This is a genomic window from Halorubrum sp. (assembly GCF_046498025.1).
Taxonomy (GTDB): Archaea; Halobacteriota; Halobacteria; order Halobacteriales; family Haloferacaceae; genus Halorubrum.
Genome location: NZ_JAWOBM010000014.1, coordinates 1 through 26,723, shown reverse-complemented (window position 1 = coordinate 26,723; position 26,723 = coordinate 1). Strand labels below are relative to the sequence as shown.

General features: G+C 69.0%; 25 protein-coding genes and 1 pseudogene. 16 read left to right on the top strand and 10 right to left on the bottom strand.

Features of this window, described 5'->3' with window-relative positions; translation table 11 throughout:
• The first annotated feature begins 29 nt into the window (after positions 1 to 29).
• The gene (locus R6U01_RS02615) at positions 30 to 200 is read left to right on the top strand and encodes an HVO_0758 family zinc finger protein (protein ID WP_410284906.1); all 171 of its coding nucleotides are present in this window, start codon (positions 30 to 32) and stop codon (positions 198 to 200) included.
• 137 nt (positions 201 to 337) lie between these two features.
• On the opposite strand, the gene R6U01_RS02610 is transcribed toward R6U01_RS02615, so the two are convergent.
• A complete protein-coding gene (locus R6U01_RS02610; protein WP_410284905.1) occupies positions 338 to 1,450 on the bottom strand; it encodes an aldo/keto reductase in 1,113 nt (370 codons plus the stop codon).
• A 147-nt stretch (positions 1,451 to 1,597) separates the two neighbouring features.
• Between R6U01_RS02610 and dacZ the strand changes: the two genes are divergently transcribed.
• The 7 genes from dacZ (at position 1,598) to R6U01_RS02575 (ending at position 9,664) form a co-directional block, all read left to right on the top strand.
• Positions 1,598 to 2,404, top strand: coding sequence for a diadenylate cyclase DacZ (gene dacZ / locus R6U01_RS02605; protein ID WP_410284904.1), 807 nt, complete (start codon positions 1,598 to 1,600; stop codon positions 2,402 to 2,404).
• 6 nt (positions 2,405 to 2,410) lie between these two features.
• A complete protein-coding gene (locus tag R6U01_RS02600; protein WP_410284903.1) occupies positions 2,411 to 3,199 on the top strand; it encodes a mechanosensitive ion channel domain-containing protein in 789 nt (262 codons plus the stop codon).
• A 156-nt stretch (positions 3,200 to 3,355) separates the two neighbouring features.
• Positions 3,356 to 4,018: an N-acetyltransferase family protein gene (locus R6U01_RS02595; RefSeq protein WP_410284902.1), complete on the top strand. Its 663-nt coding sequence runs from the start codon at positions 3,356 to 3,358 to the stop codon at positions 4,016 to 4,018.
• Positions 4,019 to 4,130: 112 nt separating this feature from the next.
• Positions 4,131 to 6,590, top strand: coding sequence for a DEAD/DEAH box helicase (locus R6U01_RS02590; protein ID WP_410284901.1), 2,460 nt, complete (start codon positions 4,131 to 4,133; stop codon positions 6,588 to 6,590).
• A 37-nt stretch (positions 6,591 to 6,627) separates the two neighbouring features.
• Positions 6,628 to 7,074, top strand: coding sequence for a phosphate-starvation-inducible PsiE family protein (locus tag R6U01_RS02585; protein ID WP_410284900.1), 447 nt, complete (start codon positions 6,628 to 6,630; stop codon positions 7,072 to 7,074).
• Between the two features lie 113 nt (positions 7,075 to 7,187).
• Positions 7,188 to 8,762 carry a cryptochrome/photolyase family protein gene (locus R6U01_RS02580; RefSeq protein WP_410284899.1) on the top strand — a complete coding sequence of 525 codons (1,575 nt, stop codon included), beginning with the start codon at positions 7,188 to 7,190 and terminating at the stop codon, positions 8,760 to 8,762.
• A gap of 158 nt (positions 8,763 to 8,920) precedes the next feature.
• Positions 8,921 to 9,664 (top strand): ThuA domain-containing protein, encoded by a 744-nt coding sequence (locus R6U01_RS02575; protein WP_410284898.1) that lies wholly within the window; start codon positions 8,921 to 8,923, stop codon positions 9,662 to 9,664.
• 29 nt (positions 9,665 to 9,693) lie between these two features.
• Here the strand turns inward: R6U01_RS02575 and R6U01_RS02570 are convergent, their stop codons facing one another.
• The gene (locus tag R6U01_RS02570) at positions 9,694 to 10,362 is read right to left on the bottom strand and encodes a helix-turn-helix domain-containing protein (RefSeq protein WP_410284897.1); all 669 of its coding nucleotides are present in this window, start codon (positions 10,360 to 10,362) and stop codon (positions 9,694 to 9,696) included.
• Between the two features lie 84 nt (positions 10,363 to 10,446).
• On the opposite strand from R6U01_RS02570, the gene R6U01_RS02565 reads away from it, so the two are divergent.
• Complete coding sequence (locus tag R6U01_RS02565) at positions 10,447 to 12,102, top strand: NADH-quinone oxidoreductase subunit D (protein WP_410284896.1); 1,656 nt, start codon at positions 10,447 to 10,449, stop codon at positions 12,100 to 12,102.
• 214 nt (positions 12,103 to 12,316) lie between these two features.
• Here R6U01_RS02565 and R6U01_RS02560 read toward each other — a convergent pair whose 3' ends face one another.
• The 3 genes from R6U01_RS02560 to pyrB form a co-directional block, all read right to left on the bottom strand.
• Positions 12,317 to 13,177 (bottom strand): hypothetical protein, encoded by an 861-nt coding sequence (locus R6U01_RS02560; RefSeq protein WP_410284895.1) that lies wholly within the window; start codon positions 13,175 to 13,177, stop codon positions 12,317 to 12,319.
• 333 nt (positions 13,178 to 13,510) lie between these two features.
• Positions 13,511 to 13,969: an aspartate carbamoyltransferase regulatory subunit gene (gene pyrI, locus R6U01_RS02555; protein WP_410284894.1), complete on the bottom strand. Its 459-nt coding sequence runs from the start codon at positions 13,967 to 13,969 to the stop codon at positions 13,511 to 13,513.
• Positions 13,966 to 14,907: an aspartate carbamoyltransferase gene (gene pyrB, locus R6U01_RS02550; RefSeq protein WP_410284893.1), complete on the bottom strand. Its 942-nt coding sequence runs from the start codon at positions 14,905 to 14,907 to the stop codon at positions 13,966 to 13,968. Before pyrB ends, pyrI begins: the two co-directional genes overlap by 4 nt.
• 190 nt (positions 14,908 to 15,097) lie before the next feature.
• Between pyrB and R6U01_RS02545 the strand changes: the two genes are divergently transcribed.
• Positions 15,098 to 15,439 carry an ASCH domain-containing protein gene (locus R6U01_RS02545; protein ID WP_410284892.1) on the top strand — a complete coding sequence of 114 codons (342 nt, stop codon included), beginning with the start codon at positions 15,098 to 15,100 and terminating at the stop codon, positions 15,437 to 15,439.
• 86 nt (positions 15,440 to 15,525) lie between these two features.
• Positions 15,526 to 17,028 (top strand): short-chain fatty acid transporter, encoded by a 1,503-nt coding sequence (locus tag R6U01_RS02540; RefSeq protein ID WP_410284891.1) that lies wholly within the window; start codon positions 15,526 to 15,528, stop codon positions 17,026 to 17,028.
• Between the two features lie 44 nt (positions 17,029 to 17,072).
• Here the strand turns inward: R6U01_RS02540 and R6U01_RS02535 are convergent, their stop codons facing one another.
• Positions 17,073 to 17,411, bottom strand: a complete 339-nt coding sequence (locus tag R6U01_RS02535) for a 2Fe-2S iron-sulfur cluster-binding protein (protein WP_410284890.1) — start codon at positions 17,409 to 17,411, stop codon at positions 17,073 to 17,075.
• A 158-nt stretch (positions 17,412 to 17,569) separates the two neighbouring features.
• On the opposite strand from R6U01_RS02535, the gene R6U01_RS02530 reads away from it, so the two are divergent.
• From R6U01_RS02530 to mvaD, 4 genes and pseudogenes are all read left to right on the top strand, one after another.
• A complete protein-coding gene (locus R6U01_RS02530) occupies positions 17,570 to 17,830 on the top strand; it encodes a hypothetical protein (RefSeq protein ID WP_410284889.1) in 261 nt (86 codons plus the stop codon).
• A 76-nt stretch (positions 17,831 to 17,906) separates the two neighbouring features.
• A pseudogene (locus R6U01_RS02525) lies at positions 17,907 to 18,137 on the top strand (antitoxin VapB family protein); the annotation flags it as partial.
• A 7-nt stretch (positions 18,138 to 18,144) separates the two neighbouring features.
• Positions 18,145 to 18,537, top strand: coding sequence for a PIN domain-containing protein (locus R6U01_RS02520; RefSeq protein ID WP_410284888.1), 393 nt, complete (start codon positions 18,145 to 18,147; stop codon positions 18,535 to 18,537).
• A 73-nt stretch (positions 18,538 to 18,610) separates the two neighbouring features.
• The gene (mvaD, locus tag R6U01_RS02515) at positions 18,611 to 19,609 is read left to right on the top strand and encodes a phosphomevalonate decarboxylase MvaD (RefSeq protein ID WP_410284887.1); all 999 of its coding nucleotides are present in this window, start codon (positions 18,611 to 18,613) and stop codon (positions 19,607 to 19,609) included.
• Here the strand turns inward: mvaD and R6U01_RS02510 are convergent.
• From R6U01_RS02510 to R6U01_RS02495, 4 genes are all read right to left on the bottom strand, one after another.
• Entirely contained in the window at positions 19,606 to 20,058 is a 453-nt protein-coding gene (locus R6U01_RS02510; RefSeq protein WP_410284886.1) for a DUF5804 family protein, read from the bottom strand. The genes mvaD and R6U01_RS02510 overlap by 4 nt on opposite strands.
• A 102-nt stretch (positions 20,059 to 20,160) precedes the next feature.
• The gene (locus tag R6U01_RS02505) at positions 20,161 to 21,363 is read right to left on the bottom strand and encodes a methionine adenosyltransferase (RefSeq protein ID WP_410284885.1); all 1,203 of its coding nucleotides are present in this window, start codon (positions 21,361 to 21,363) and stop codon (positions 20,161 to 20,163) included.
• A 93-nt stretch (positions 21,364 to 21,456) separates the two neighbouring features.
• Positions 21,457 to 22,578 (bottom strand): pyridoxal phosphate-dependent aminotransferase, encoded by a 1,122-nt coding sequence (locus R6U01_RS02500; protein WP_410284884.1) that lies wholly within the window; start codon positions 22,576 to 22,578, stop codon positions 21,457 to 21,459.
• A 117-nt stretch (positions 22,579 to 22,695) separates the two neighbouring features.
• Positions 22,696 to 23,808: a DUF5821 family protein gene (locus R6U01_RS02495; RefSeq protein ID WP_410284883.1), complete on the bottom strand. Its 1,113-nt coding sequence runs from the start codon at positions 23,806 to 23,808 to the stop codon at positions 22,696 to 22,698.
• Between the two features lie 230 nt (positions 23,809 to 24,038).
• Between R6U01_RS02495 and R6U01_RS02490 the strand changes: the two genes are divergently transcribed.
• The gene (locus R6U01_RS02490) at positions 24,039 to 26,447 is read left to right on the top strand and encodes a beta-glucosidase (RefSeq protein WP_410284882.1); all 2,409 of its coding nucleotides are present in this window, start codon (positions 24,039 to 24,041) and stop codon (positions 26,445 to 26,447) included.
• Positions 26,448 to 26,723 lie beyond the last annotated feature (276 nt).

The window sequence follows — 26,723 nt, the reverse complement described above, 5'->3', positions numbered from 1 at the left end:
TTATACCAACACGCGAGTAACCGAGGGATATGAAATCGACGCGCAAAGGGCTCCGCGACGGCGACCTGTTCAAGGACACCTACGAGCGACTGAACTGCGCAGCGTGCGAGAAGGTTTTAAAAAAGCAGAACGACCCCGACGAGGTGTTCTCCGTCCGGGTCTGCCCCGAGTGCGAGGTGACGTATAAAGAGCTGCGCTGAGCGCGACCTGTTCTCGGCGCGTCGACGTCCGAGGAGCCGCGTCGGTTCCCCGTGTTTCTGTTCTCGATTTCGCTCGATGTCGACCGCTTCTCGCTCGGAGTCGTCAACGCCTCGATCGGACGGGAGCGACGACGCGGTCACTCGAAGACCGCGTCGAACGCTGAAGCGCCGAGCGGGTCGAACGTGCCGGCGGCGACGTTCTCGCGGACGTGAGCCGGGTCGCTGGCGCCGACGAGCGAGGAGGTGACGCCCGGCGCGCTCCGCGCGAAGTTGAGCGCGCGCTGGGCCGGCGTCTCGCCCGCGAGCGTGGCGTCGACGTCGGCCGGGATCGCGTCGGCCTCCGCGAGCGCGCCCTGTCCGATGCTCGCGCTCGTCACCACGGAGAGGCCGGCCTCGTGGGCGAACTCGAGGGTCGAAATCGGATCGGCGTCGGCGTCGCCGCCGGGCGGCCGCTGGTTCCGCCGCGTGAACGCGTCCGCCATCGCGACGTTGAACGGGAGCTGGATCGCCTCGAACCCGTGGTCGTCGCCGGGGCCGACCGCCTCGCCCGCGGCCTCGGCCCGCGCGAGGACCTCGGCGAGCGAGAGGGACCGCTCGTCGCCCTCGGGGACGCGGAAGGCGTCCCAGGTGGCGACGCCGTAGGCGCCGACGTCACCGGCCGTCCGGCGACGCTCCAAGGCCTCGAAGGCGGCCTCCAACCGGTCGTACACCGCCTCGCGGGAGCGCGTCGCGAGCTGCGTCTCCGGGTTGTGAACGTAAAAGCAGTCGACGGCGTCGAGCCCGAGCCGGTCCAGCGAGCGGTCGAGCGACCACTCCAGGTACCTCGGCGCGATCGCGTGGGCGCCGTTCGCGAGGTCGTCGGCGTCGACGATCCCCTCCGCGAGGAAGCGGTCGCGAACGTACGTCGCGGGGTCGTCCGGACGTTCGCCGTCGAACGGGAGAAACCCGCCTTTGGTCGCCACGACGACCGCGTCGCGGTCGATCGGGGACTCTCGGAGGGCCTCGCCGACGACGCGCTCGGCCCGCCCGCAGCGGTAGTTGACCGCGGTGTCGACGTGGTTCACCCCCGAGCGGAGCGCGAGGCCGATCGCCTCGCGGTAGGCGTCGTCGACCGCGGCCGTCGGCTCGCCGAGGTAGGTCCCGATCCCGACGCTGGAGACCACGCCCGGTCCGAACCGGCGGAAGTACGTCCGCCCGAAGGCGTCGCCGAACCGATCGCGGTAGGCCCAGAGCGCGTCGCGAGTCGCCATGTGCGCTCGACCGGTGGCGCCGCGCGGGGAAAAGTCGCGCGGCGCCGAGCGAGGCGTCCGCTAACTCGTTTCGATCGTCCGTAACGCGTCATACGCTCGCACGACGGCGACACAACGACTATACGTCGCCCGCGAGTCACTCCAACAATGGCCTCGCTCACCGACCACCTGTCCGATCTCGTCGAGGGCGCGGACGCGGTGCTCCTGTTTTCGCCGACGAGCTCGTTTTACAACCGGTTCGAGGACGACGAGGAGATCGTCGTCGTCGCCCCCGACAACGACGTCGACGCCGACGTGTTCGTCGAGCTCCCGCTCCCGTTCGACAACGTCAAGGACCGGATTCGGTTCGGAATCGAGGGCGCGATGGATGCGGAGCTGGTCAGCGAGGGCGACGAGGTCGTCTGCATCGCCTCCGTCTTCGACGGGGGCTCCGACGCGGTGATCCGCGTCACCGTCGACCAGACGGTCCACACCGGGATCTACGACCTGTTCGTCAACTCCCGGGCCGAGCCGAGCGTCATCCGGGACGTGTTCGAGGTCGCGATCGAACTCGGGCAGAAGGGGCAGAAGGGGAAGCCGGTGGGGGCGCTGTTCGTCGTCGGCGACGCGGGGAAGGTGATGAACAAGTCCCGGCCGCTGTCGTACAACCCGTTCGAGAAGTCGCACGTCCACGTGGGCGACCCCATCGTCAACGTGATGCTGAAGGAGTTCTCGCGGCTCGACGGGGCGTTCGTCGTCTCGGACTCCGGGAAGATCGTCTCCGCGTACCGCTACCTCGAACCGGGCGCCGAGGGCGTCGACATTCCGAAGGGGCTGGGCGCGCGCCACATGGCCGGCGGCGCCATCACCCGGGACACGAACGCGACCGCGATCGTGCTCTCCGAGTCGGACGGGCTCGTCCGGGCGTTCAAGGCGGGCGAACTCGTCTTGGAGATCGATCCGGAGGAGTACTGACCGCCCATGCTCGTGGTGTCGAACGCGATCACGGAGTTCGTGAGGACCCTTCCGGACAGGGTGTGGCTCGCTCTCGGGGTGCTCGTCCTCGGGCTGCTCGCGGCGTATCTCGTCGGCGTGATCAACCGTCGGCTGCTGACCCGGGCCGGCGTGCCCGAGGCGATCGAGGGAACTGCCTTCGAACGCACCGTCCGAGAGTTCAACACGTCGACCGTTCGGATCCTGGCGCAGCTGTCCAGCTACTTCATCGTCGCCGGCGCGATCGTCGTCGCCCTGACCGTCGCGGAGGTCGAGTACCTCGATCGGTTCTGGTCCTCGATCGTCTCTTTCCTCCCCAGCCTGTTCGTCGCCGTGATCGTCCTGATCGTCGGCGTCGTCGTCGGCGACAAGGCGGAGCTGCTCGTCGCCGAGCGGCTCCGCGGGATCAAGCTGCCGGAGCTCGGCGTGTTGCCGCCGCTGGTCAAGTACAGCGTGGTGTACGTCGCCGCGCTGATCGCGCTCGGACAGGTGGGCGTGCAGACGCTCGCGCTGGTCGTGTTGCTCGCGGCGTACGCGTTCGCGGTCGTGTTGTTCGCCGCGCTGGCGACGAAGGACCTCGTCGCGAGCGCGGCCGCCGGGGTGTTCCTCCTGCTCCGCCAGCCCTACGGCGTCGGCGACGAGGTGAAAGTCGCCGGTGAGCGCGGCATCGTCCAGGAGGTCGACCTGTTCGTCACGCACATCGAGTCCGACGGCGAGGATCACGTGGTGCCGAACCACTCGGTGTTCCGCGAGGGGATCATCCTGATACGGGAGTGACGGCGGCGGGCGCGCCGCACCGCCCTTCTCGAATCGACGGCCCTTCTGAAACCGACGATTCTTCGCGAATCGACGGCCCGTCTCGAACCGATATCCGTTCCCACGCCGTGGGAGTAGCTATCACGATATAACCCGTTACGGAACCGAGGAGTAGCCATGAGCCACGCCGACGCAGACACCGTCGCCTGCGAAGGATGGGACGGGAGCGAGTGCGAGGGTACGATTCACTGCCCGCCGCGCTGTCCGCGGTTCGTCGACAAGGAGGGCGCTCGGTGGACGATCCGCCCCAGCGTGCCGGAGGACGCCGCGGCGCTCGCCGAGATGTACGAGGGGTTCGGGACGGAGCACCGCGCGCAGGGGCTCCCGCCGGTGACGCGGGAGCGGCGCGCCGAGTGGATCGAGTCCATGCTGACCGAGGGGAGCAACGTCGTCGCCGAGCGGAACGGCGAGCTCTTCGGCCACGCGATGTACACGCCGACCGACGCGGACCGCCCCGAGCTGGCGGTGTTCGTCCACCCGACCATGCAGGGGCGCGGCGTGGGGACCGAGCTCTGCCGCCACGTGATCGCGAACGCCGCCGCCGCGGGGCGCGAGGGGCTCGAACTCCACGTCGAGAGCGGCAACCGCGTCGCCCGCCGCGTCTACCGGGCGGTCGGCTTCGAGCTCGTCGAGCGCCGCTTCGACCTCCGGATGGAGCTCGACCTCGACGACCCGGTCGCGACCGAGGTGCGCTGGCCGCCCCTCGTGCGCGAGGGGCCCGCGTCGCCGACGCCGGAGCGGCAGCCCGCCGCCGAGGGTCCCGCGCCGGCCGACGACTGAGGCGGAGGTCGAGAGATCGGGAGCGGCCGCCTCTGTCGGGCGGTTTCGACGGCCGGTTCGACCCCCGCGACCACAACCGTTAGGCCCGCCCGTCCCTCACGGACACGTAGCCGTGGAGGACGCCATCGAGTGGCTGCGGAGCCGACCGTTCTACGAGGGACAGATCGCGGAGCACCGCCGCCTCCCCGCCCGCGAGCCCGCCTTCGGCGACGTCGACCTCGCGCCCCGGATGGCCGACGCGCTCGCGAAGGACGGCATCGACCGCCTCTACCGACACCAGGCCGACGCGATCGCGGCGGTCCGCGACGGCGACGACGTGGTGCTCGCGACCGAGACGGCGAGCGGGAAGTCGCTCGCGTACACCGTCCCCGCCTTCGAGGCCGCGATGGACCACGGGGGGCGAACCCTCTATATCGGTCCCCAGAACGCCCTGATTGCGGACCAGGAGGAGAGCTTGAGCGACCTCGCTCACGGGCTCGGCTTCGGAAGCGGCGTCTCCGTCGCGTCGTACACCGGGCGGCTCTCCCGGTCCGAGAAGCGGGACGTCCGCGACCGCGAGCCGACCGTCCTGTTGTCGAACCCGGACATGCTCCACTACGCGCTGTTGCCGTACGCGGGCCGGCTGTGGGAGTGGTTCTTCTCCTCGCTGGAGTACGTCGTCATCGACGAGGTCCACAGTTACCGCGGCGTGTTCGGCTCGCAGGTCGCCATGACGGTGCGCCGGCTCGCCCGGACCTGCGAGCGGTTCGGGTCGAGCCCGCAGTTCGTCTGCTGCTCGGCGACGGTCAACAACCCCGTCGAGCACGTCGCTGCGGTGACCGACCGCGACCCCGACGGGATCGCGTTGGTGGACGAGGACGCCTCCGGACGGGGGCCGCGGGACTGGGTGCTGTGGAACCCGCCGGAGTACGACGCCGACTGGCAGGCGCGCGGGAGCGGCCGCCGGAAGTCGAGCCACACGGAGAGCAAACGCCTCTTCTGTGACCTCGTCACCGCCGGGGCGCAGACGCTCGCGTTCACGCGGGCGCGACAGACCGCGGAACAGTACGCGACCGACAGCGCGAGCGACCTCCGCGACCGCGGCGAACGCGAGCTCGCGGGGAAGGTCGGCGCGTACCAGGCCGCGCTGACGAACGAGCGTCGCCGCGAGATCGAGGCCGACCTCCACACCGGCGACCTCCGAGGCGTCTGGTCGACGAGCGCGCTGGAGCTCGGCGTCGACGTCGGCGGGCTCGACGCCGTCATCCTGGACGGGTACCCCGGCACGCGGATGTCGGCCTTCCAGCGCGCGGGGCGGGCCGGCCGCGGCGACGACCCCGCCCTCGTCGTGATGGTCGGCGGCGAGGACCAGCTGGACCAGTACCTCATGAACAACCCCGCCGACTTCTTTGAGGCGCCGCCGGAGGACGCGATCTGCGACCCCGAGAACGGCCAGCTGCTCCCGGGTCACGTCGCCTGCGCGGCCGACGAGAGCTGGCTCTCGCCCGACGACGAGCGTTTCTTCGGCGAGGCGTTCCCGGGCGTCGTCGCCGACCTGACCGACGAGGGCGTCCTCGACAGGCGAGAGGTCGCCGACGGGATCCGCTGGACGCACGCCGGCTCGTCGAGCCCGCAGCAGTCCGTGAACCTCCGGACCGTCGGGGATCGGGAGGTCGACCTGATCGACTCGTCGCGCAGCGAGACGGTCGCCTCGCTCGGGTTCGGCGACGCGCTTCGCGACGCCCACCCGGGCGCGATCTACCACCAGCAGGGCCGCACCTACGAGGTGACGCACCTCGACCTCGACCGCGACGTGGCCGAGCTGCAGTCCTCGTGGGCCGACTACTACACCCAGCCGCTCACTGAAAAGGACATCGTCGTCAACGACGACCTCGCGGTGCGGGAACTCGCCGCCCGCCCCGACGTCCCGGTCCGGTTCGCGGACGTGACGGTCACGGAGCGGATCACCGGGTTCGTCCGGAAGGACGCCACGACCGGTGACTCGCTCGGCGAGTCGACGCTCGACCTGCCGGAGACGACGCTGCGGACGAAGGCCCTGTACTTCCCGGTTCCCGCCGACCTGGAGTCGGAGATGCGCGCGATCGGGAGCCGCGAGGGGGAGTCCGGCGGCGCGGAGACGGCGACCGACGGGGACGGCGCGGGGGCGGCGACCGACGGGGACGCGGTCGCCGAGGACGAGGGAGCCGCCGACGCCGGCGGGGAGACGCCCAGCGGCGAGTACGCGTTCAACGGCGGGATCCACGCCGCCGAACACGGGATCATCTCGCTGTTCCCGTTCCACCTGCTCTGTGACCGCGCCGACGTGGGCGGGATCTCGACGCCCTACCACCCGCACACCGACGCGCCGGCGGTGTTCGTCTACGACGGCTACCCCGGCGGGGTCGGACTCACGCGCCGTGGGCACGAGCGGATCGAGGAGCTGATGGCCCGCACCGCGCGGCTCATCGACGGCTGCGGCTGCGAAGGCGGCTGTCCCGCCTGCGTCCAGTCGCCCCACTGCGGCAACGCCAACGACCCGCTCGCGAAGGCGCCGGCGGTCCGCCTCTTGGAGGCGCTGACCGAGGGGCGGTAGGCACAAACGACTTGCCTCCGCCGGTCGAGGTGATCGCATGGCGTTCGACCTCGACGACGCGACGAAGCCGGCCGCGGTGACGATGGAGTGGCTGGTGCTCGGCGCCGCGTACTTCCTGCTCATACTGTTCCTCATCGGCGTGTTCGACCTGTTCTTATCCCTGTACCTGCTCCTCATTGCCGGCAATTTCACCGACCCGAACGAAGTGGTCGGCCTCCTCGACAGCGTCCTCCTCCTACTGATCATCGTCGAGGTCCACCGCACGCTACTGGCGTACGCGAAGGGCGAGCCCGTCCTCCGGATCGTCGTCAGCGCCGCGATCATCGCCATCGCCCGCCGCGCGATCAGCTTCCGGCTGGAGGATTACGGCACGGGGCAAGAGACGCTTTTCGCGGCGCTCGCGATCGCCGTGCTGGTCCTCGCGCTCGTTATCGGCTACTTCCTCCTCGACCGGGTGACCGTGCCCGGTCGACCGGAGTCATGAGGCAGTCGACCGGAGCTGTGAGGCGATCGACCGGAGCTGTGAGGCGGGCGCGTCGAGAGGCGTGAGACGATCGTCGGCGGTGGTTTCACGGTGGTCGCACCCGTGATGATCACATGGAGCTGTTCTGGCACCGACGGGACTTCAGACTCGCCGACAACGTCGGGCTCGCGGCCGCCGCCGACAGGGGAGAGGTCGCGCCCGTCTTCGTCTTCGATCCGGACGTCCTCGACCACGCGAGCGACGTGCGAGTCCGCCGCCTGCTCGACGGGCTGGCGGCGCTGCGGGCCGAGTACCGCGACCGCGGGAGCGACCTCCTCGTCGCCCGCGGCGACCCCGAGGTCGTCCTCCCCGATCTGGCCGCCGCCCTCGACGCCGAGCGCGTCGTCTGGAACCGGGACTACTCCGGGCTCGCTCGCGAGCGCGACGCCGAGGTCCGAACGGCGCTCAACGCGGCCGGGGTCGATCGCGAGGCCCACCACGACGCGGTGTTGCACACCCCGGACTCGATCCGCACGAACGCCGGCGACCCGTACTCGGTGTACACCTACTACTGGCGGAAGTGGACCGACCGCGAGACCGCTCCGCCGGCGCCGACGCCGGGAGCGAGCGATCTCGTCGACGCCGACGCGCTGGCGGCCGCGGTGGGACCCGACGGCGGCGGGCGGAGTGACGGGCGATCGGACGGCGGCGGGCGGAGTGACGGGCGATCGGACGGCGGCGTCGCGACCGACCGCGTCGCCGTCGGCGACCTGCCCGCGCCCGCCGATCTGGGGTTCGCGGAGCCCGACGCCGGCGTGGGGCCCGCGGGCACGGCGGCCGCCCGCGAGCGCCTCGACGCGTTCCTCTCGGACGCGGTGTTCTCGTACGACGCGGAGCGAGACTACCCCGCTCGGGAGGCGACCTCCCGCATGTCGGCCTTTTTAAAATACGGCGAGATCGGAGTGCGCGAGGTCTACGAGGCGACCGAGCGCGCGAGGGCCGCGGCGGAGGAGCGGGCTGCGGACGGTGACGAGGCGGCGGACGGTAACGGTGAGGGCGACGACGAGGGGCCGGTCGCCGCGGTGGAAGAGTACCAGCAGCAGCTCGCGTGGCGGGAGTTCTACACGCAGGTGCTGTATCACAACCCCGAGGTGGTGACGGACGACTACAAGGCGTACGAGGAGGGGATCGAGTGGCGCGACGACCCCGAGGAGATCGCGGCGTGGAAGCGCGGCGAGACCGGGTACCCGATCGTCGACGCCGGGATGCGCCAGCTCCGCCAGGAGGCGTTCATGCACAACCGCGTGCGGATGATCGTCGCCTCCTTCTTAACGAAGGACCTGCTCGCCGACTGGCGCCACGGCTACGACCACTTCCGGGAGAAGCTGGCCGACCACGACACCGCCAACGACAACGGGGGGTGGCAGTGGGCGGCCTCCACCGGGACCGACGCGCAGCCGTACTTCCGCATCTTCAACCCGATGACGCAGGGCGAGCGGTACGACCCCGACGCGGAGTACATCACGAACTACGTCCCCGAGCTTCGGGGTCTCGACGCCGACCTGATCCACGAGTGGCACGAGCTGTCGCCCACGCAGCGCGCGAACGCGGCGCCCGAGTATCCGTCGCCGATCGTCGACCACTCCGAGCGGCGCGAGGCGGCGTTGGCGATGTACAAGCGGGCGCGCGGCGAGGACCCGGACGAGTGAGCCCGAGCCGGCGAATCCGTCACCGGCGACGCGGCGAAGGAGCTCGACAGGGTGACTGAGAGCGCTCCGAAGCCGCCGCGGCGGCGCTACGCGCCCTCGAGCGGGTCGCGTTCGGCCCGGATACGATCCTACAAGTCGACTCGGAGAGCAGGGCGCGTATGGCACGCGTCACGGTCTGGAACGAGTACCGCCACGAGCGCGAGAGCGACGTCGTCGCCGACCTCTACCCCGACGGGATCCACGCGGTCCTCGCGGAGGTCTTCGAGGAGGCGGGCCACGAGGTCCGCACCGCAACGCTCGACGAGGGACCGGAGCACGGGCTCACCGAGGAGGTCCTCGACGACACCGACGTGCTCACCTGGTGGGGCCACGCCGCCCACGACGAGGTGCGCGACGAGGTCGTCGACCGCGTTCACGAGCGCGTGCTCGACGGCATGGGGCTCCTCGTGCTCCACTCCGCGCACTACTCGAAGATCTTCAAACGACTGATGGGCACCAGCTGCTCGCTGAAATGGCGCGAGGCCGCCGAGACGGAGCGGCTCTGGGTGATCGAACCGAGCCATCCGATCGCCGACGGGCTCGGCGAGTCCGTCGAACTCGAGGAGGCGGAGATGTACGGCGAGCGCTTCGACGTCCCGGCGCCCGACACGCTCGTCTTCAACTCCTGGTTCGCCGGCGGCGAGACGTTCCGGTCCGGCTGCTGTTACCGCCGCGGCAACGGGAAGGTGTTCTACTTCCGCCCGGGCCACGAGACGTACCCCGTGTATTACGACGACGACGTCCGGCGGGTGCTCCGGAACGCCGTTCCGTGGGCGGAACCGGGCGACGGTCCGACGCCCGCGTTCGGCAACGCCGATCCGATCGAGGACATCGACACGAGCGACGACCGGACGGTCCATTAGCGACGGTTCGCGGGCCGCCGGCCGCGGCCTCATGCCACCTTCCGAAGGTCGATGAAAGCGGTCATCACGGCCGATTCGGCCTTCCTGAGGTGTTCCGACGCGGTGCTCGGAGAGGCGTCGATCCGCTCGGCGACCTCCTCGACGGTCGCCGCCCGCGGGGACTCGTAGTACCCGGTCTCGACGGCGGCCGCGAGCGCGTCGAATTGCCGGTCGGTCAGTCCCGGGTCGAAGAGGTGCTGCCGCCAGTCGTACTCGCCGATCCGGAGGACGGTGGTCTCGATCCGGTCCGGGAGTTCCGCGAGGGCGTCGCGTAGCGGCGCGCGGTCACCGATGACCGTCAGCCGAGCGATCCCGTTCGGGCGGAAGTCGACCGGTGGAACGACGACCACGCCGGTCCGCCGGAGGGGACTGAACATCGCCTCGTCGACCTCGTCCCGTCGCTGCGTGAGGAAGACGTAGTGACCCGTCTCGTCGATTCGGGTCACGTCGAACTCTCGAATCCGGTCGACCGACCGGAGCGCGTCGGCGTACACGTCGATGTCCCCTTCCACGTAGAACAGGAAGGTGTCGTCGGTGGCGTCGAGCACCGTCCCCTGGACGAGCACGTCGCGCTCGATCGCGTCCGACTCGTCGATGAGCCGGTGTATCGGGTGCATGAGCTCCGGCGGATACCGGAGTTCGACTCGGAGGTACTTCACACCGAGCAGTGTCACCGGATCCGGTATAAATACCCGTCCTGATCCGGCAGAAGACCCGGGGCGTCCGGACGCGTCGGTCCACGTATGTCGATCGACGCGACGACAGTCGGGATCGACGCGGCGGAGGAATCGGACCCGTTCTCGTCGATATCGGAACTGATCGGTACCCGCGAAACGCATCTGAACGCCCCCGCAGCACGTGTTCGTCCGGACGCGGTTCAGGAGGCCCTCTCGACGCTGAAATCGGAGGCCGGCTACGACCACCTGGCTTGCGTCACCGCCCAGGAGTACGAGAACCGGTACGAGTCGATCTACCACCTCCGCTCGTTCGACGACCCGACTAGAGAGGTCGGTCTCGTCGTGCCTGCGGATAAGGACGACCCGGTCTCGGAGTCCGCCGAGCCCGTGTTCCGGACCGCCGACTGGCACGAGCGGGAGGCGTACGACCTCGTCGGGATCCGGTACGACGACCACCCCGACCTCCGGCGGATCCTCCTGCCGGAGACGTGGCAGGGCCACCCCCTGTCGATGGGGTACGACCGGGACCGGCCGCAGATCGTCGCGCTCTCCGAGAACGAGCCCCTCGAACCGGGCTCGTCGACAGCGACCGGGACCGAGACCATGCTTCTCAACATCGGGCCGCACCACCCGGCGACCCACGGCGTCCTCCACCTCCAAGTCACCCTCGACGGGGAGGACGTCGTCGGCGTGGAGCCGGACATCGGCTACATCCACCGCTGCGAGGAGCAGATGGCCCAGTCGGGCACGTACCGCCACCAGATCATGCCGTACCCCGACCGGTGGGACTGGGGCGGTGGCGGCCTGCTCAACGAGTGGGCGTACGCGCGCGTCGCCGAGGACCTCGCGGACATCCGGGTGCCCGAATACGCGCAGGTCATCCGCACCATGGCCGCGGAGTGCAGTCGTATCCTCTCGCACATGCTGGCGATGGGGGCGTACGCGCTCGACGTGATCGGCGACTTCACGGCGACGTTCATGTACGCCATCCAGGAGCGAGAGCGCGTCCAGGACGTCCTCGAGGACCTGACCGGCCAGCGGCTGATGTTCAACTACTTCCGGCTCGGCGGCGTCGCCTGGGACCTCCCCGAGCCCCGCGGGGAGTTCTTCTCGACGGTGCGGGCGTTCCTCGACGGACTCCCGCGTCGTCTGGAGGAGTACCGCGACCTCCTCACCCGCAACGAGATCCTCCAGGTGCGCACGGTCGACACCGGGGTCCTTCCCCCGGAGGTCGCGAAGGAATACGGCTGCACGGGGCCCGTCCTTCGAGGGTCGGGCGTCGACTACGACCTGCGCCGCGACGACCCGTACGGCTACTACGACGAGCTCGACTGGGACGTCGTCACCGAGGGGGGGTGCGACAACTACAGCCGGCTGCTCGTTCGGATGCGAGAGGTCGAGGAGTCCGCGAAGATCGTCGAGCAGTGCGTCGACGTACTCGAGGACTGGCCCGAGGGCGAACGGAACGTCCAGGCGAACGTGCCCCGGACGCTCCGCCCGGACGACGACGCCGAGATCTACCGCGCGGTCGAGGCCGCCAAGGGCGAACTCGGCATCTACGTCCGCGCGGACGGTACGGACACGCCCGCCCGCTTCAAGATCCGCGGCCCCTCCTTCTCGAACCTCCAGGCGCTCCCCGAGATGGCCGAGGGCGAGTCGATCCCGGACCTGATCGCCTCGCTGGGAAGCCTGGACACGATCATGGGCGAGGTCGATCGGTGAGTCGCCCCGTCTCGGGCGAGCCGGCGGCTCGCGAGTGTAGGGCGACCGCCGCTACGGCGCGGACGTTGAAAGGCGACCGCCTCGCGCGAACGCGAGACGACCGGCGTGTCGCACGCCGGCGGCCGGTCGAGTAGGCGTCGGCCGCGGCCGTATTTAAACCCTCGTTCGCGAGGTCGGCGAGAGCGGACCGACGGAAACCGACCGCTGCACCGCGTCAGTCCGGGCGGTGGACCTCGCCGTCGCGCCCGTCCGCGTCCTTCCGGCGGAGCGCGGCGGCCGCGTTGTTGGCGTCGTAGCCGAAGAACACGTCCTTCGCGTACGTCTCGGCGACCTCCGTCGCGTGGATCAGCTCGTCGACGCCGACGTCGACCGCGTACAGCTCCAGGGAGAACGGGGTCTCCGGCGGCGCGCCGTGGACGTCGTAGTCGCCGCCGAGCCGCGTGCGGAACCCGCGGGCGATCGCCTCCAGCCAGTAGGTCGTCGCGTACTCGGTGTCGTACAGCGGGACGACGAACTCGTCGACGTGCGCGGCGAGTCGGTCGAGGTCGAGGCCGGCGCGCGCCCGGAGGTGGCCGGGATACGGGTCCGGGTACAGCGTGAGCAGCACGCGGCCGGGGATCCGCTCGGCGGCGTCCGCGACGAACTCGGTGATGACGTCGGCGCGCCAGTCGTCCCACCGCTCGCGGTCGCTCTCGGCGAACAGCCGCTCGCAGCGGTCGCACCGACAGTAGCCCTCGCGCGGGAAGCCCACGTCGTCGAGCCGGACGTCGTCGCTCTCGGCGACGCAGTCCTCGACGATCGCCAAGAGCCCCTCGCGGTACTCCGGGTGGGTCGGGCAGATGTACGCCCAGTCGAAGTAGTCGCGGTCCCGGGTCGCCGGCTCGCCGCGGTCGTCGACGGGGACGAGGTCCGGGTTCTCGGACGCGGCGGCGTTGTCACCGAAACACGACACCATGTTCACCGCGTTCGGCAGCGGCGCGGCCGCGCGCCCCGTGACGTCTTTCACCTCGTAGAAGCCGAGGTCGAACGGATCCATCTCGACCTCGTCGGCGTTGCGCGTGACGACCCCGTACATACCAGCCGGTACGCGCGTGAAGGGTAAAAACGGCGGGCATCCGGCCGCGGGACCCCGCCGTGGTCATCGGCCGGATCGGGCGGTCGCTGGTCGGTACGGAATCACTCGTCGGTCGGTACGCAGTCGCCCGTCGAGGCGTCGGTCGCTACTCGACGGTCACCGGCTCCTTGTCGCCGGCGAACATGAAGTACGCGAGCGCCACGAGCGACAGGACCAGGACAAGCTTGACTTTCTTGCTCATGTGAGACGTATCGTCCGGCGGGCGCTAAAACTTACCGGAGCGTCTGACGCACCGGAGCGCGGTCCGGCGTAAACCGCGCGACCTCGCGGGCCTCACACGTCGATGTGGTCGGCGATGTCGGCGCGCAGGATCGTCGAGCAGTAGTCGCAGCGGACGCCGTCGGCGACGACGTCGAACCGGGTCTCGACCGGCTCGCCGGCGTTCGTGATGCAGTTCCGGTTCGGACACGACAGCACGCCCGTCACGCTGTCGGGGCGGGTGACCCGGTTCTTCTCGACCACCTCGAAGTCGCGGACGATGTTGATCGTCGCCTCGGGCGCGATGAGCGAGAGCACGTCGACCTCGGACTGCGAGAGCTCCCGCCCTTCGACCTTCACGATGTCCTTCCGGCCGAGCCGGTCCGAGGGGACGTTCATCCCGACGGAGACGCCGAATCCCTCCGAGCCGTCGATACCCAAAATCGCGAGCACGTTGAGCGCCTGTCCGCCCTCGACGTGGTCGATCACGGTGCCGTCGCGGATCTTCGAGACGCGGAGTTCGTGGTCGCTCATCGGTTCACCTCCATCCCCTCGTCGGCCTCGGCGTTCTCGAGCAGCGTGTCGAGCAGCGCCATCCGCACGGGGATCCCGTTGTGCGCCTGCTCGAAGTACGTCGCGTGGTCGGTCTCGTCGACGTCGGGCGCGATCTCGTCGACGCGCGGGAGCGGGTGCATCACGGTGAGGTCGTCGGGGGCGTCTTCGAGCGTCTCGGCGTCGATCCGGTACTCGCCGGCGACGCGGTGGTACTCGTTCTCGTCGGGGAACCGCTCCTTCTGAATCCGGGTGACGTACAGCACGTCGAGGTCGCCGAGGACGTCCTCCAAGTCCGTGTGCTCGCGCATCTGCGCGCCGGTCTCGTGGAGGTCGAACCGGACCGACCGCGGGAGCCGCAGCGACTCCGGGCTGATGAAGTGCTGGTTGGCGTCGAACTCCGTGAGCGCGGCCGCGAGCGAGTGAACCGTCCGACCGTACTTCAGGTCGCCCATTATCCCGACCGTGAGGCCGTCGAGCCCGTGATTCTCTCGAATCGTGTGCAGGTCGAGGAGCGTCTGTGAGGGGTGCTGTCCCGCGCCGTCGCCCGCGTTGACGACGGGGACGGAGACGTGCTCGGCGGCCAGCGTCGCGGCGCCCTCGCTGGGGTGCCGGAGGACGAGCGCGTCCGCGTAGCCCTCGATGACGCGGACGGTGTCGGAGAGCGACTCCCCCTTCGACACCGACGAGGAGTCGACGTCGCCCATGTCGACGGTGTCGATGCCGAGGCGTTTGGCCGCGCTGTCGAAGCTCATCCGGGTGCGCGTGCTCGGCTCGAAGAAACAGAGCGCGAGCACGCGCCCGGCGTGCCGGTCCGCGAAGTTGGCGGGGTCGTCGGCGACGTCGCGGGCCCGGTCGAGCACCGCCTCGATGTCATCCCGCGAGAGCTGCGTCGCGGTGATGAGGTGGTCCTGACGCATCGTCGGAGAAGGGGGTCGGCAGTATCTTGAATCCCTCGGCTCGGCCGGGAACGCGGGTGTTCACGTCCGTGAATATCGGCGCGAGCGACGGTTTCGAGATTCGCAGAACGCTGTGGACGTCAGCGCGGACCGTCCACCGCCGGTTTCGCCCGTCCGCGATTATAAATTGATTCGGTACCAACGATCGGTCATGTCCGAACGCGACCCGGCGGACGCGACCGAGAACGACCCGGCCGACCTGCTCCCGAACGAGCGCGTGAAACAGGCCGCGATCGACGGCGACGTGACCCAACTTCACCGCGGGAACCGGTACGGCGAGGAGGGCGACACGTTCGAGGTCGACGGCGTCGCCTTCGAGCTGACCGAGGTCACCGAGCGCACCCTCGGCGACATGACCGACGCCGACGCGAAGCGGGAGGGGTCGCCGTCGCTGGAGGCGTACAAAGAGCGGATGGTCCGCGCCCACGGCGGGAACTTCGACTGGGACGACGACGCCGACGTGGTTCGACACCGGTTCGAACGCGTCGAGTGAACCCCCGCCTCCGCCCGGAACGGCCCGCGTGAGGCGGCGGCGCCGTATCCCATTATTTATACTGTAGGATGCTGGATACCATTCGCATGGCAGCAAGTGACGAGGCCGGGGTGGTCGAACGTATCGGATTCAGTATCTCAACGGTCGTGGAGCGGTGGATGCCAAGTCCCTTCGTGTTTGCAATTTTGTTGACGTATTTCGTCTTCGCCGCCGGTCTCATCGCGACCGGATCGGGTGCCGTGGAACTGTTGGAGTTCTGGTACGGCGGCTTCTGGGCGTTCCTCGGCTTCTCGATGCAGATGGTGTTGATCCTGATGACCGGGTTCGTCATCGCGTATCACCCGCGGGTCAACGCCCTGCTCCAGCGGCTCGCCGAGGTCCCCAACTCCGGGGCGCAGGCGGCGGCGTTCGTCGGCTTCATCTCGATGTCGCTGGCGTGGGTTCACTGGGGGTTCAGCCTCATCATGGGCGCCATCTTCGCCCGCGAGATGGGGAAGGTCGCTCACCGGAAGGGGATCGACGTCCACTACCCGCTGCTGGCGGTCGCGGGCTACATGGGGCTCGGCCTGACCTGGCACTGGGGTATCTCCGGGTCCGCCCCCCTGCAGTTGACCGACGCGAACAACATCGGCGAGGGGACCGGCTTCGATTTCCTCACGTCGACCGTGCCGGCCGTCGAGACCATCTTCCACCCGTACGCGTTGACCCTCACCGCCCTCTCTATCGTCTTCGCGAGCGCGATGCTGTACGTTCTCGCTCCGTCCGGGAGCCGCGCGAAGGGCATCACGCACTACGTCGACGAGGCCGAGTTGTTCGGCGCGGCGGCGGATGGGGGCCGCGCACCAGACGACGCGGCCGCCGACGGGGGCCGCGCACCAGACGACGCGGCCGCCGACGGCGGGACCGACGCGGCCGAGGCCGCCGATCCGATCGACGAACCGCCGGCCGACGTCGACGACGTCCCGGCCGAGCGGCTGAACAACAGCCGGGTCCTCGGCGGGCTGATCGCGCTCTCGGGCGTCGCCGTCGTCGCCTACCAGTTCCTCGGGCAGGGGCTCGGTGCGTTCACGCTGAACGCGGTCAACTTCGGGTTCCTCTTCGCCGGACTGCTGATCTACCAGCGCCCGGCGTACTACCGCGACCGGTTCAACGACGCGGCCGGCGCGGCGGCCGGAATCGTCCTCCTGTTTCCCTTCTTCGCCGGGATTCAGGGCATCATGGCCGACTCCGGCCTCGCGCTGCTGCTCGCGGAAGCGCTCCTCGACGTGTCGACGGCGGCGACGTACCCGGTGATCGCGTGGGTCGTCGGCGCCGTCGCGAACGTGTTCGTTCCCTCCGGCGGCGGCGAGTGGCTCGTCATCGGTCCCTCGGTGCTACAGGCCGCGGAGAGCCTGGGCGTCCCTTACGGACAGGCCACGATCGCGTACGCGGTCGGCGACGCGCACACGAACCTGCTGAACCCCTTCTGGGCGCTGCCGCTGCTGGCGATCACGGAGGTCAAAGCGAGGGAGATGTTCGGGTACGCGATCGCGATGCTGCTCGCGTTGATTCCGTTCCTCGCGATCGCGCTGTACGCGGTGCCGTACTGACGCGTCGGGCGGTCCGTGTTTACTGACGCGTCGAGCGGTCCTTGTCAGTCGTCGTCCGCGGCCGCGCCGTCTTCGCTGACCGCGGTCGCCGCGTCGTCCTCGATGCTCGGCGGGTACTTGCCGCGGTCCAACTTGAGATCCGACTGCGGCCGGGCCATGCAGGTGAGCGCGTACTCCTCGGCTTCCTCGTCGGTGAGCCCGCGGGCCGCCGGCTGAGTCACCTCGCCCTCGACGATCTCCGCGGAGCAGGCGAGGCACATCCCGACGCGGCAGGAGTACTCCTGTGCGATCCCCTTCTCGATGCAGGGCTGGAGGATCGTCTCCGTGTCGGCCACCTCGATCGTCTCGCCGGTGCCGACGAACTCGACGGTGTACTCGGTCATGACGCGGAGTATCCGCCGCCCGGTCAAAAAGGGATCCCCTCGATCGCGTCGCCGTCGCGGGGACGGAAGCGGGTGAGGGAGGTGGTGATTTATCCGATCCGAACTAATTTCTCGATATCGGTTTTTTTTATAAACAGGACAAATAACCGAACACATCGATGGTCCTCGCACCCTCCGTGGCGCAGCTACCGACGTATCGGATCTGGGGCGCCACCGTCGCCCGCGATGAACTGTTCCTGTTGGCGGCGCTGCTCGTCCTGTGGGCGACGCTCGGCAGGTGGATATATAAAGACGCGACGGTCCGGGACAACGACTGGGCGTGGCAGTGGGGGTTCGGCACTCCGCTAACGGTGATCGCGGGGCTGGACGTGATGCTGTTGGTGGTCGTGATTTATCTGCTAGTCCGGGAATCCGCGTAGAGTGAGCTACTGCCGGGCCTCAACCTCGATCTCGGCGCTGACATATATAAATATACACACGTAACTGTGTACTGTGATGTCGACGAAAACGATCTCGCTCGACGAGGAGGCCTACGAGCGGCTCAAATCGCGTAAGCGGGAGGGAGAGTCGTTTTCCGACGTGGTCAAGCGGATCGCCGGCGAGCGCTCGTGGACGGACGTCGCCGGGATCCTTTCGGAGGCCGAAGCCGACGAACTCGAATCCCTCGTCGAAGAGGGACGGTCCCGTTCTCGCGATCGGCGCGAACGTCTCGATTCGGACGCTCGGAGGACGAATGATCGAGGCCACGACATTTATCACCGACGTACTACGCGACGACCGGGACGCGATCCGATACCTCGACCTCGTCGAACGGGGGAATCGTCGCGAGAGGATTTCCTCGATAACGGTACTCGAACTGTACGAAGCGGTCCCGCAGTTGAACGCTCCCGAAGACCGCCGAGAAGCGATCCTCGACGTTCTCGACACGCGTCACGCGGTCGTCGCCGACGAGACCGTGATGCGAAAAGCGGGGAAGATTTCCGGCTCGCTTCGCGCTAGCGGCCAAGAGACCGACAGAGAGGACTGTATCGTCGGGGCGACGGCGCTTTTGAATGACGAACCGGTCGTGACCCGCAATCGCGACCACTTCGAGCGAATCGACGGCCTCGACGTCGAGACGTACTGAGCGCTCGCCGACAGGCGTCGGTTCCCTCCCGCCCATCGCAACGACTAATCCCCCGCCGGACGCTTCCCGAGGTATGACAGAGAAGGCCACCGCGCGGGCCCACCCGATCCAGGGGCTCGTCAAGTACCACGGGATGCGCGACCCGGAGCTCCGGCTCCCGTATCACGACAGTATCAGCCTCTGTACCGCCCCGACCGCGACGACGACCACGGTGGAGTGGCAGCCCGACGCGAGCGAGGACAGATACCTCATCGGCGGCGAGGAGGTCGACGGTCGGGCGGCGGAACGCATCGACATGGTCGTCGACCACGTCCGCGAGCTGGCCGGCGTCGACGCCGCCGTCCGGCTGGAGAGCGAGAACTCCTTCCCGTCGAACATCGGGTTCGGCTCCTCGTCCTCCGGGTTCGCGGCCGCCGCGCTCGCACTCGTCGAGGCCGCGGGGCTCGACCTGTCGCTCCCCGAGGTCTCCACCGTCGCCCGCCGCGGCTCCTCCTCGGCCGCCCGCGCGGTAACGGGCGCGTACTCCCGGCTCGACGCGGGGCTCAACGACGCGGACTGCCGCTCGCACCGACTGGACGTGGGCACGGGCGAGGACGGCTTCGACCCCGAGGCGGACCTCCGGATCGTCGCCGCGCACGTTCCCGCTTATAAAGAGACGGAGGAGGCGCACCGCGAGGCCGCCGCGAGTCACATGATGCAGGCGCGGACTGCCCACGTGCAGGACCAGCTCGTCGAGATGACCGACGCGCTCCGCGAGGGCGACTTCGGCCGGATCTTCGAGACCGCCGAGCACGACTCGCTCTCGCTGACGGCCACGACGATGACCGGCCCCGCGGGCTGGGTGTACTGGCAGCCGGAGACGATCGAGGTGTTCAACGCGGTCCGCGAGCTTCGCGAGTCGGGGGTCCCAGTGTACTTCTCGACGGACACCGGCGCCTCGGTGTACGTCAACACCTTCACCGAGCACGCCGACGAGGTCGAGAGCCGGATCGCCGAAATCGGGATCGACACCGACGTCTGGGAGGTCGGCGGCCCCGCGCACGTGCTCGACGAGAGCGAGGCGCTGTTTTAGCCAGAGAACTCGGACTCACTCACCCGGACGATCACGGTCTCGTCGACCTCGCGGAGGTCGTACTCGGGCGTCTCCCCCTGTTTCCGGCGGACGTACAGCGGTTCGACGGGCCGCCCGTCGACGAGGCCGAACACCTTCAGCCGCTGATCCGTCTCCTCCGGTGGGACCGCGCCGTCGCGCACCTCGCGGGCCAGATCGCGGGAGAGCCACTCGTCGGTCGAGATCGACGGCTCGCGGACGAGCGCCTCGTCGACGAAGCGGACCAGGTACCAGTTGAGGTCGTTCAACAGCGCCACGGCGGCGCCGAGGCTCACGGTGTCGACGGCGAGGCTGTTCGCGAACGGCTCCGAGATGTCGTAGGTCGCGAGCGCGTCTCGGGCGGTCTCGCGGGACAGCAGCTCGTAGGTGAGGTTGACGTCCGGATCGCCGAGGAGACACACCCGCGTCACGGTCGATCGGTCTCGCCGGCTCGTGAAATCGGTTGCGGTCGTCGGGTCGTCGTCGAGCGTCGTCGGAGCGACGACACGGCGGACGACCCGTCTCCCGCCGGCTCAGAACGTCGAGACGTCGCCGTCGATGACGCTGCGGGTCACGTCGGTGACGTCGGCCAGCTCGCGGTCGACGATCTCGAGGACCTCCGGTTCGATGTCGCCGAGCGCGACGCCCTCCTCGGTGACGAGCTGCGCGTCGGCGACGTGCGGCTCGTCGATCGGCCGGCCGATCTGCGAGAGGAGGCGAACCTGGAGGTCGCGGATCCCGTCGACCTCGTCGGTGACCGACTCGGCGATCCGCGTCGACAGGAGGTTGTAGATCTTCCCGATGTGGTTGACGGGGTTCTTCCCGGAGGTCGCCTCCATGGACATCGGCCGGTTCGGGGTGATGAGCCCGTTCGCGCGGTTGCCCCGACCGACCGAGCCGTCGTCGCCATGCTCGGCGGAGGTGCCGGTGACGGTGAGGTACACCGACCCCTCGTCGTAGTCGTCGGCGGTGTTGACGTCGACGTGGACCTCCCGGTCGGTGTGGTCCTCGGCGATGCCGGTGACGAACTCGCGCACGTCGTCGACCGCGTCGTCGTACTCCTCGAGCCCGTCGACGTATCGGTCGACCATCGCGGCCGCGACCGTGATGTCGATCCGGTCGCCCTCCCGTTTGCCCATGATCTTCACGTCGGGACCGAGCTCGGGGTGGTCGTCGTGGTAGCGCCCGTTGAGCGCGCGCTCGGCCTCGTGGACGATCGTCTCGGTCTCGGTGAGCGGCGCGTGGCCGACGCCGAAGGAGGTGTCGTTCGCCATCGGCACCTGCTGGGTCTCCTCGCCGAAGACGTCCTGGAGGTCGCCAGAGCCCTCGCCGAGCTTCGCGTCGACGATGACGTCGGTCCCGTACTCCAGCTCCGGGATCGCCTCCGCGAGGTAGTCGCGGGCGGCCGCCAGCGCGGTGGAGTCGACCGGGAGCTGCTCGCCCTCGTACTCCTTCGTGGCGCGGCCGACGATGAGCACGTAGATCGGTTCGACCACCTCGCCGCCGCCGTAGGCGGGCGCGGCGCGTCCGGCGACGAGCTGCGTCTCGTCGGTGTTGTAGTGGAGCACCTTCCCGACGCGGTCCAAGTAGAGCTGCGAGAGCGCCCGCGACACCGACTCCGCGATCCCGTCGCAGATCGAGTCAGGGTGTCCGATACCCTTCCGCTCGACGATCTCGACCTCCTGGTCCTCGACGGCCCGCCGGTCGAGACGGCTGACCTGAATGTTCCGGTCCATTACCCCTCGGTACTCCGTGGGTCGCAGTATAACTTGCGGAAACCTCTCGCACCCGGGTAATGCTCTGAGGTTATCGGACGGCAGAAATTGACGCTACTGAACCGCCTCGTACGCCTCGCCCATCACGGCAAGCGCCTCGCGGAGTTCGCTCTCGTCGGTCGCGTACGAGATGCGCGCGTGACCGCGTCCGTGCTCGCCGAACGCCTCCCCGGGGACGACTATCACGCCGCGGTCGAGGCATTCGTCGACGAACCCCTCGGGCACCCGCGGCATCGCGTAGAACGCCCCCTGCGGCGTGGGGCAGTCAAGGCCGATCTCGTCGAAGCCCTCCAGGAGGAGGTCCCGCCGCCGCCGGAAGGAGGCGGTCATCTCGTCGACGATCCCGCGGTCGCCGCGGAGCGCGCCCTCCGCCGCGTACTGGGCGGGAGCGGACGCGCAGGCCTGCGCGTACTGGTGGACGCGCAGCATGCGCTCGACGCGCTCGTCGGAGCCGTACACCCAGCCGAGCCGCCAGCCGGTCATCGAGAAGAGCTTCGAGGCGGAGTTGACGACGACGACGTTGTCCGTCTCCGCGAACTCCGTCGGCGAGCGGTGCTCGCCGTCGAAGACGGTGTACTCGTACACCTCGTCGGAGATGCAGAGCACGTCGTGCTCGTCCGCGATCCGCGCGAACTCCCGGACGTCGTCCTCGGAGGAGACCGCTCCGGTCGGGTTCCCGGGCGAGTTCACCACGAACGCCGCCGTGTCGTCGGTGATCGCGGCCTCGACCGCGGCCGGATCGATAGTGAGGTCGTCGCGCAGCGGGGCGGGAACCGGTTCGCCGCCCGCGAGCTTCGCGAGCGCGTCGTAGGAGACGAACCCCGGATCCGGGATCACGACCTCGTCGCCCGCGCTCACGTGCGCCTCCATCGCGACGTGTAGCGCCTCGCTCCCGCCCGCGGTGGCGATCACGTTCGCGGGGTCGAGGTCGATCCCCTGGTCGGTCCGGTGTTTTTCCGCGATCGCCTCCCTGAGCGATCGCATCCCTTTGTTCTCGGTGTAGGCGTCCGCCTTCCCGTCCTCGATCGCGTCGACGGCGGCCTGCCGCGCGTGCGCCGGCGTCGGAAAGTCGGGCTGTCCGAGCCCGAGGTTGATCGCGTCGTCGCCGGCCGCCTCGAACACCTCGCGGATCCCGCTGATGGAGATCCGCTCGACCCTGTCGGAGAACTTCGGCATACCCGTTCGGGGGCGCCGCCGGGAGTTAGTTCTTGTCACGTCGCCGGCCGGGGCGGCCAGGGATTTCCGGTTCCGACCGCGGGTCGGCGGCGACGACCGCCGCCCTCGCGCCGCTCCTCACCGCTTCCGCTCCCACACCGGGCGACGCCCCCCGTCGTCGGGTCCCCGTCGGAGCGTCCCGTCCTCGTCGAGCGGGAGCGCGAACCGGCCCCGGAGCACGCTGAGCACCTCGCTCGGCCTGGCTCGGAGGAGCGCCTCGTCCACGGCCCGCAGTCGGAGCTTGGGTCGCCCAGGCCCCATCGGTATCTTGATCGACTCGATCAGCTCTCGCTCCGCGAGCGCGCGTCTGTCGGCGGTGAGCTCCTGCCCGGGCGCGATCGCGACCCGGTCCCCTCCGTCACTCACGCCCCCCTTTCGGTCACTCACGCCCCCCTTTCCGTCACTCACGCCCCCCCCGCCGTCGACCCACCGCCGGAGATCGCGGAACAGGTGGTCGTGGCGTGCCGCCACCGCGACGAGGAGGGCCCGGTCGGTGACGGTCCCGGTCCGGCCGACCTCCCCGTACTCGAGCGCGTCCAGAACCGCCGCGACGTCGTCCGCGAAGCGGTCGTCGAGCACCTCGTGGGCCGCCGCCAGCAGCCGCGTCCGCGAGGGCATCCCCACGTCCGCGGGCGTCGCCGCCTCGAACCGCTCCGTCGCGGCTCGACGCGCCGCCGAGACGGTCACGTCGGCCGTCTCCGAGACGAGCGTCGGGTCCGCGCGCGGGCCGGCGACCGCGTCGACGCGGTCCGGCGTCGCGAACACCAACGAACGGGCGGCGGGAGCGGGTTTCGAACCGCCGTCGGCGGCACCGTCGCCCGAATCCTCGCCGCCCGCGGTCGTCCGGAGCGCGACCGATCCGTCCGCCACCGCCTCGGCGACGGCGGTGCCCAGAGCGAACGCCCGTCCGAGGGCATCGGCGACGCCGGGTCGACAGGCGATCCGCCACGGCGCCCCGTCGTCGGTTCGCTCCCGGGCCGCCAGGATCGGTGGCAGCAGCCCGAGCGGGACGCCGACGGCGACGACGCCTGCCCGCCCCGCGAGCGCAGACTCGACGGCGGTCCCGAGCCCCTCGCCGTACTCCCGGAGCGCGACGGCGACCTCGGTGGGTTCGAGCGAGCCGCCGTCGTCGTCACCGCGGGCGTCGCCGTCGTCGGGATGCGAGCCGGCGTCGTCCGTCGGAGGAACCATACGCTCCATGGCGCCGGTACCGGAAAGAGCGTTTCGTCGGCCGCGGGGTGGTGTGCAAGCGCGCCCATTCCGCGCGAAGGCCAGCGTTCTATCCGGCTCTGTGAGGCACCGATTCCCGGTCACCTGGTATGTGCATAACAATTATTATATACCCGACGAGACCCTCGGAAGTAATGTCAAATAAAAATGCAGACGACGGGAGAGAACGTGGACCGTCACGCCGGACGTTTATGAAGACGACCGGCGTAGCGGCCACTGCGACCGGTCTCGGGTTCAGCACGGGGAGCGCCGCGGGTGAGGGAACATCGTTCGAGCAGCTGCTCAACCGGATGTCGGTCAGGGAGAAAGCCGGGCAGATGATGCAACCGGTCATCGGGTCGCTTGACCCGGCCGGCGAGGTGGTCCACGAACAGGTCGAAACGGTCGGCGACCTCTTCGCGGAACTCGGAACGGGGTCCGTGCTGTCCGGCGGCTCCGCGCCGCCGACCTTCGACCCCGAAGAACTGGTCGCCGGCATCAATGATCTCCAGGAGTACAACGTCGAGAACTCGCCGCACGGCATCCCGTTCTTCTACGGCATCGACGGCACTCACGGCGCGGCCTACGTCGACGGCGCGACGGCGCTCCCACAGCGGCTCAACATGGGAGCGACGCGCGATCCGGAGTTGATCGAACGAGCCGAAGAACACACGTCGGACATGATCGCAGCCACGGGCTGTCACGAGACGTACGCCCCGACGATCGAACTCCTGCGCGATCCTCGCTGGGGACGGTACTTCGAAGGGATCAGCGAGTCTCAAAAGGTCCTTGGTGACATCTCGGCTGCGCGCAATCGGGCGCTGGAAACCAACGACCGCGTCACTGCGACGCCCAAGCACTTCGCCGGCTACGAGGTACCGTACAACGGCAACGACCGGGCGGCCGTCAACACCTCGCTTCGGGACCTCCGAGAGACGCTGTTTCCACCGTTCGAGGTCACCCTTCGAGAGGGCGGCGGCATGGTGATGGTCAACAGCGGGTCGGTCAACGGCGTGCCCGCCCACGCCTCCTCTTGGCTGCTGACCGATGTCCTCCGCGGCGAGTACGACTTCGAGGGCGTGATCCTCACCGACTGGAACGACCTCTACCGGATGATCGACATCCACGAGTTGTTCCCCGACAGCACCGAGGGTAAGAAGATGGCCGTCAAGGCCGCCATTGAGGCAGGTGTCGACATGGCCATGCTCGGCGGCGGCAACGACGGCCGACCGCTGGACCCGGTTCAATTCGTCACTTTCGTCGAGGAACTGGTCAACTCCGGCGACCTCTCAGAGGGACGTATCGACGAGTCCGTCCGACGTATCCTGGAACTCAAACGGGACCTCGGCCTGTTCGCTGACCCCTACGCCGACGAGTCCCAGGTCGGCGAGCTGGTCGGTAACGACGAGTCGGTCCAGATGTCCACGGACATCGCCAAGGAGTCGATGGTGCTGTTGAAAAACGATCCCGTAACCGAGGGCGGCGACCCGGCACTGCCGCTTTCGGGCGATGAGAACCTGCTGGTGACGGGACCGGGGGTCAGCCCCAGCGGGATCGAAAACCGCATCCTGATGCAGTACGGCGGGTGGACGCTCGGCTGGCAGGGTATCGAGGACGGCGGTCTCTCGGAAGGCGGTCCGCGACCGGCCGGCACGACGATGATGGCGGAACTGGAGGAGGCGTTCGGCAGCGGGAATATCACGCACGTCCCGACGACGATGGACCGTTCGCAGTGGTGGGCAGCCCCCGGACTGACCGCTCACGAGCAAGCGGAGGCGGCGTACCAGTTCACCGACGAGCAACGGAGCGCCGTCGAGGACGCGGCTCCCGACGCCGACGCCGTCGTCGTCGTGCTCGGGGAAGCGCCACACAACGAGGGGTTCGGGGACCGCGACACCCTCGAACTCCCCGAAACCCAGCGAGAGATACTCCGGACGGTCGTCGACAACGCGAGCGACGACACGCCGATCGTCGGTGTCGAGTACGCGGGGAGTCCCCGCGGCAACCAGACGACCTTCCAGCACCTAGACGGGTTACTGTTCGCGGGCCAACCCGCGACCGGCGGCGGCACCGCCATCGCCGAGACGCTGCTGGGTGAGTACAACCCCTCGGGGAGACTCGGTTTCACCTGGCCGCAGACGGTGGGTCACGGTCCGGTCCATCACAACGCCTGGCCCGGCAAACTTCACGACCCGCTGTACCCCTACGGACACGGGCTCTCTTACACCACCTTCGAGTACTCGGATCTCGAAGTCAGCCCGAGTTCACTCGGGAATCCGGCCGGCGGACGAGCGGTCAGAGTCCGTGTCGACGTGACGAACACCGGGAACGTGGCCGGCGAACACATCGTCGAGGTGTACAACACCCAGTCGTACGGGTCGGTCATGCACCGCGACACGCGGGTCGTCGGGTACGAGCGCGTCGGGCTCGACCCTGGCGAGACCCGGACGGTCACCGTTCCGATCGACCTCGCGGCGCTGGAGGTCGTCACCGGCGACGTGCCGGGTACCGGCTCGAAGGTCGTCGAGGCCGCCGACTACACGCTGACCGTGGATCCGGACGGCGACATGGCGACGACGCTCACGATCAAAAACTCGGGGCCGGCCGAGAGGGGGCCCTGAGAAGAGTCGAACACAGACGCGGTGCGGTTTCGAAGTGAATAATATATCACACACCGACACTGCGGTTCCATTTCGTTGAGCCCGTTTGACATCCTCCCCGCGCTGAAGCGCGAGGATTCCCACGGCACCGTGCCGCTGGGTTGGGATATTGTGGTTTACGACGTGACCTGTTCTTGAGGTGCAAACGCACCAGTTTCCTTGTCAAACAGGAACGTCGATGGCTGTGCCAACCAGCCGTTACTCCTATTCACCGAGAGATTCGGTGAACTCGGAGAT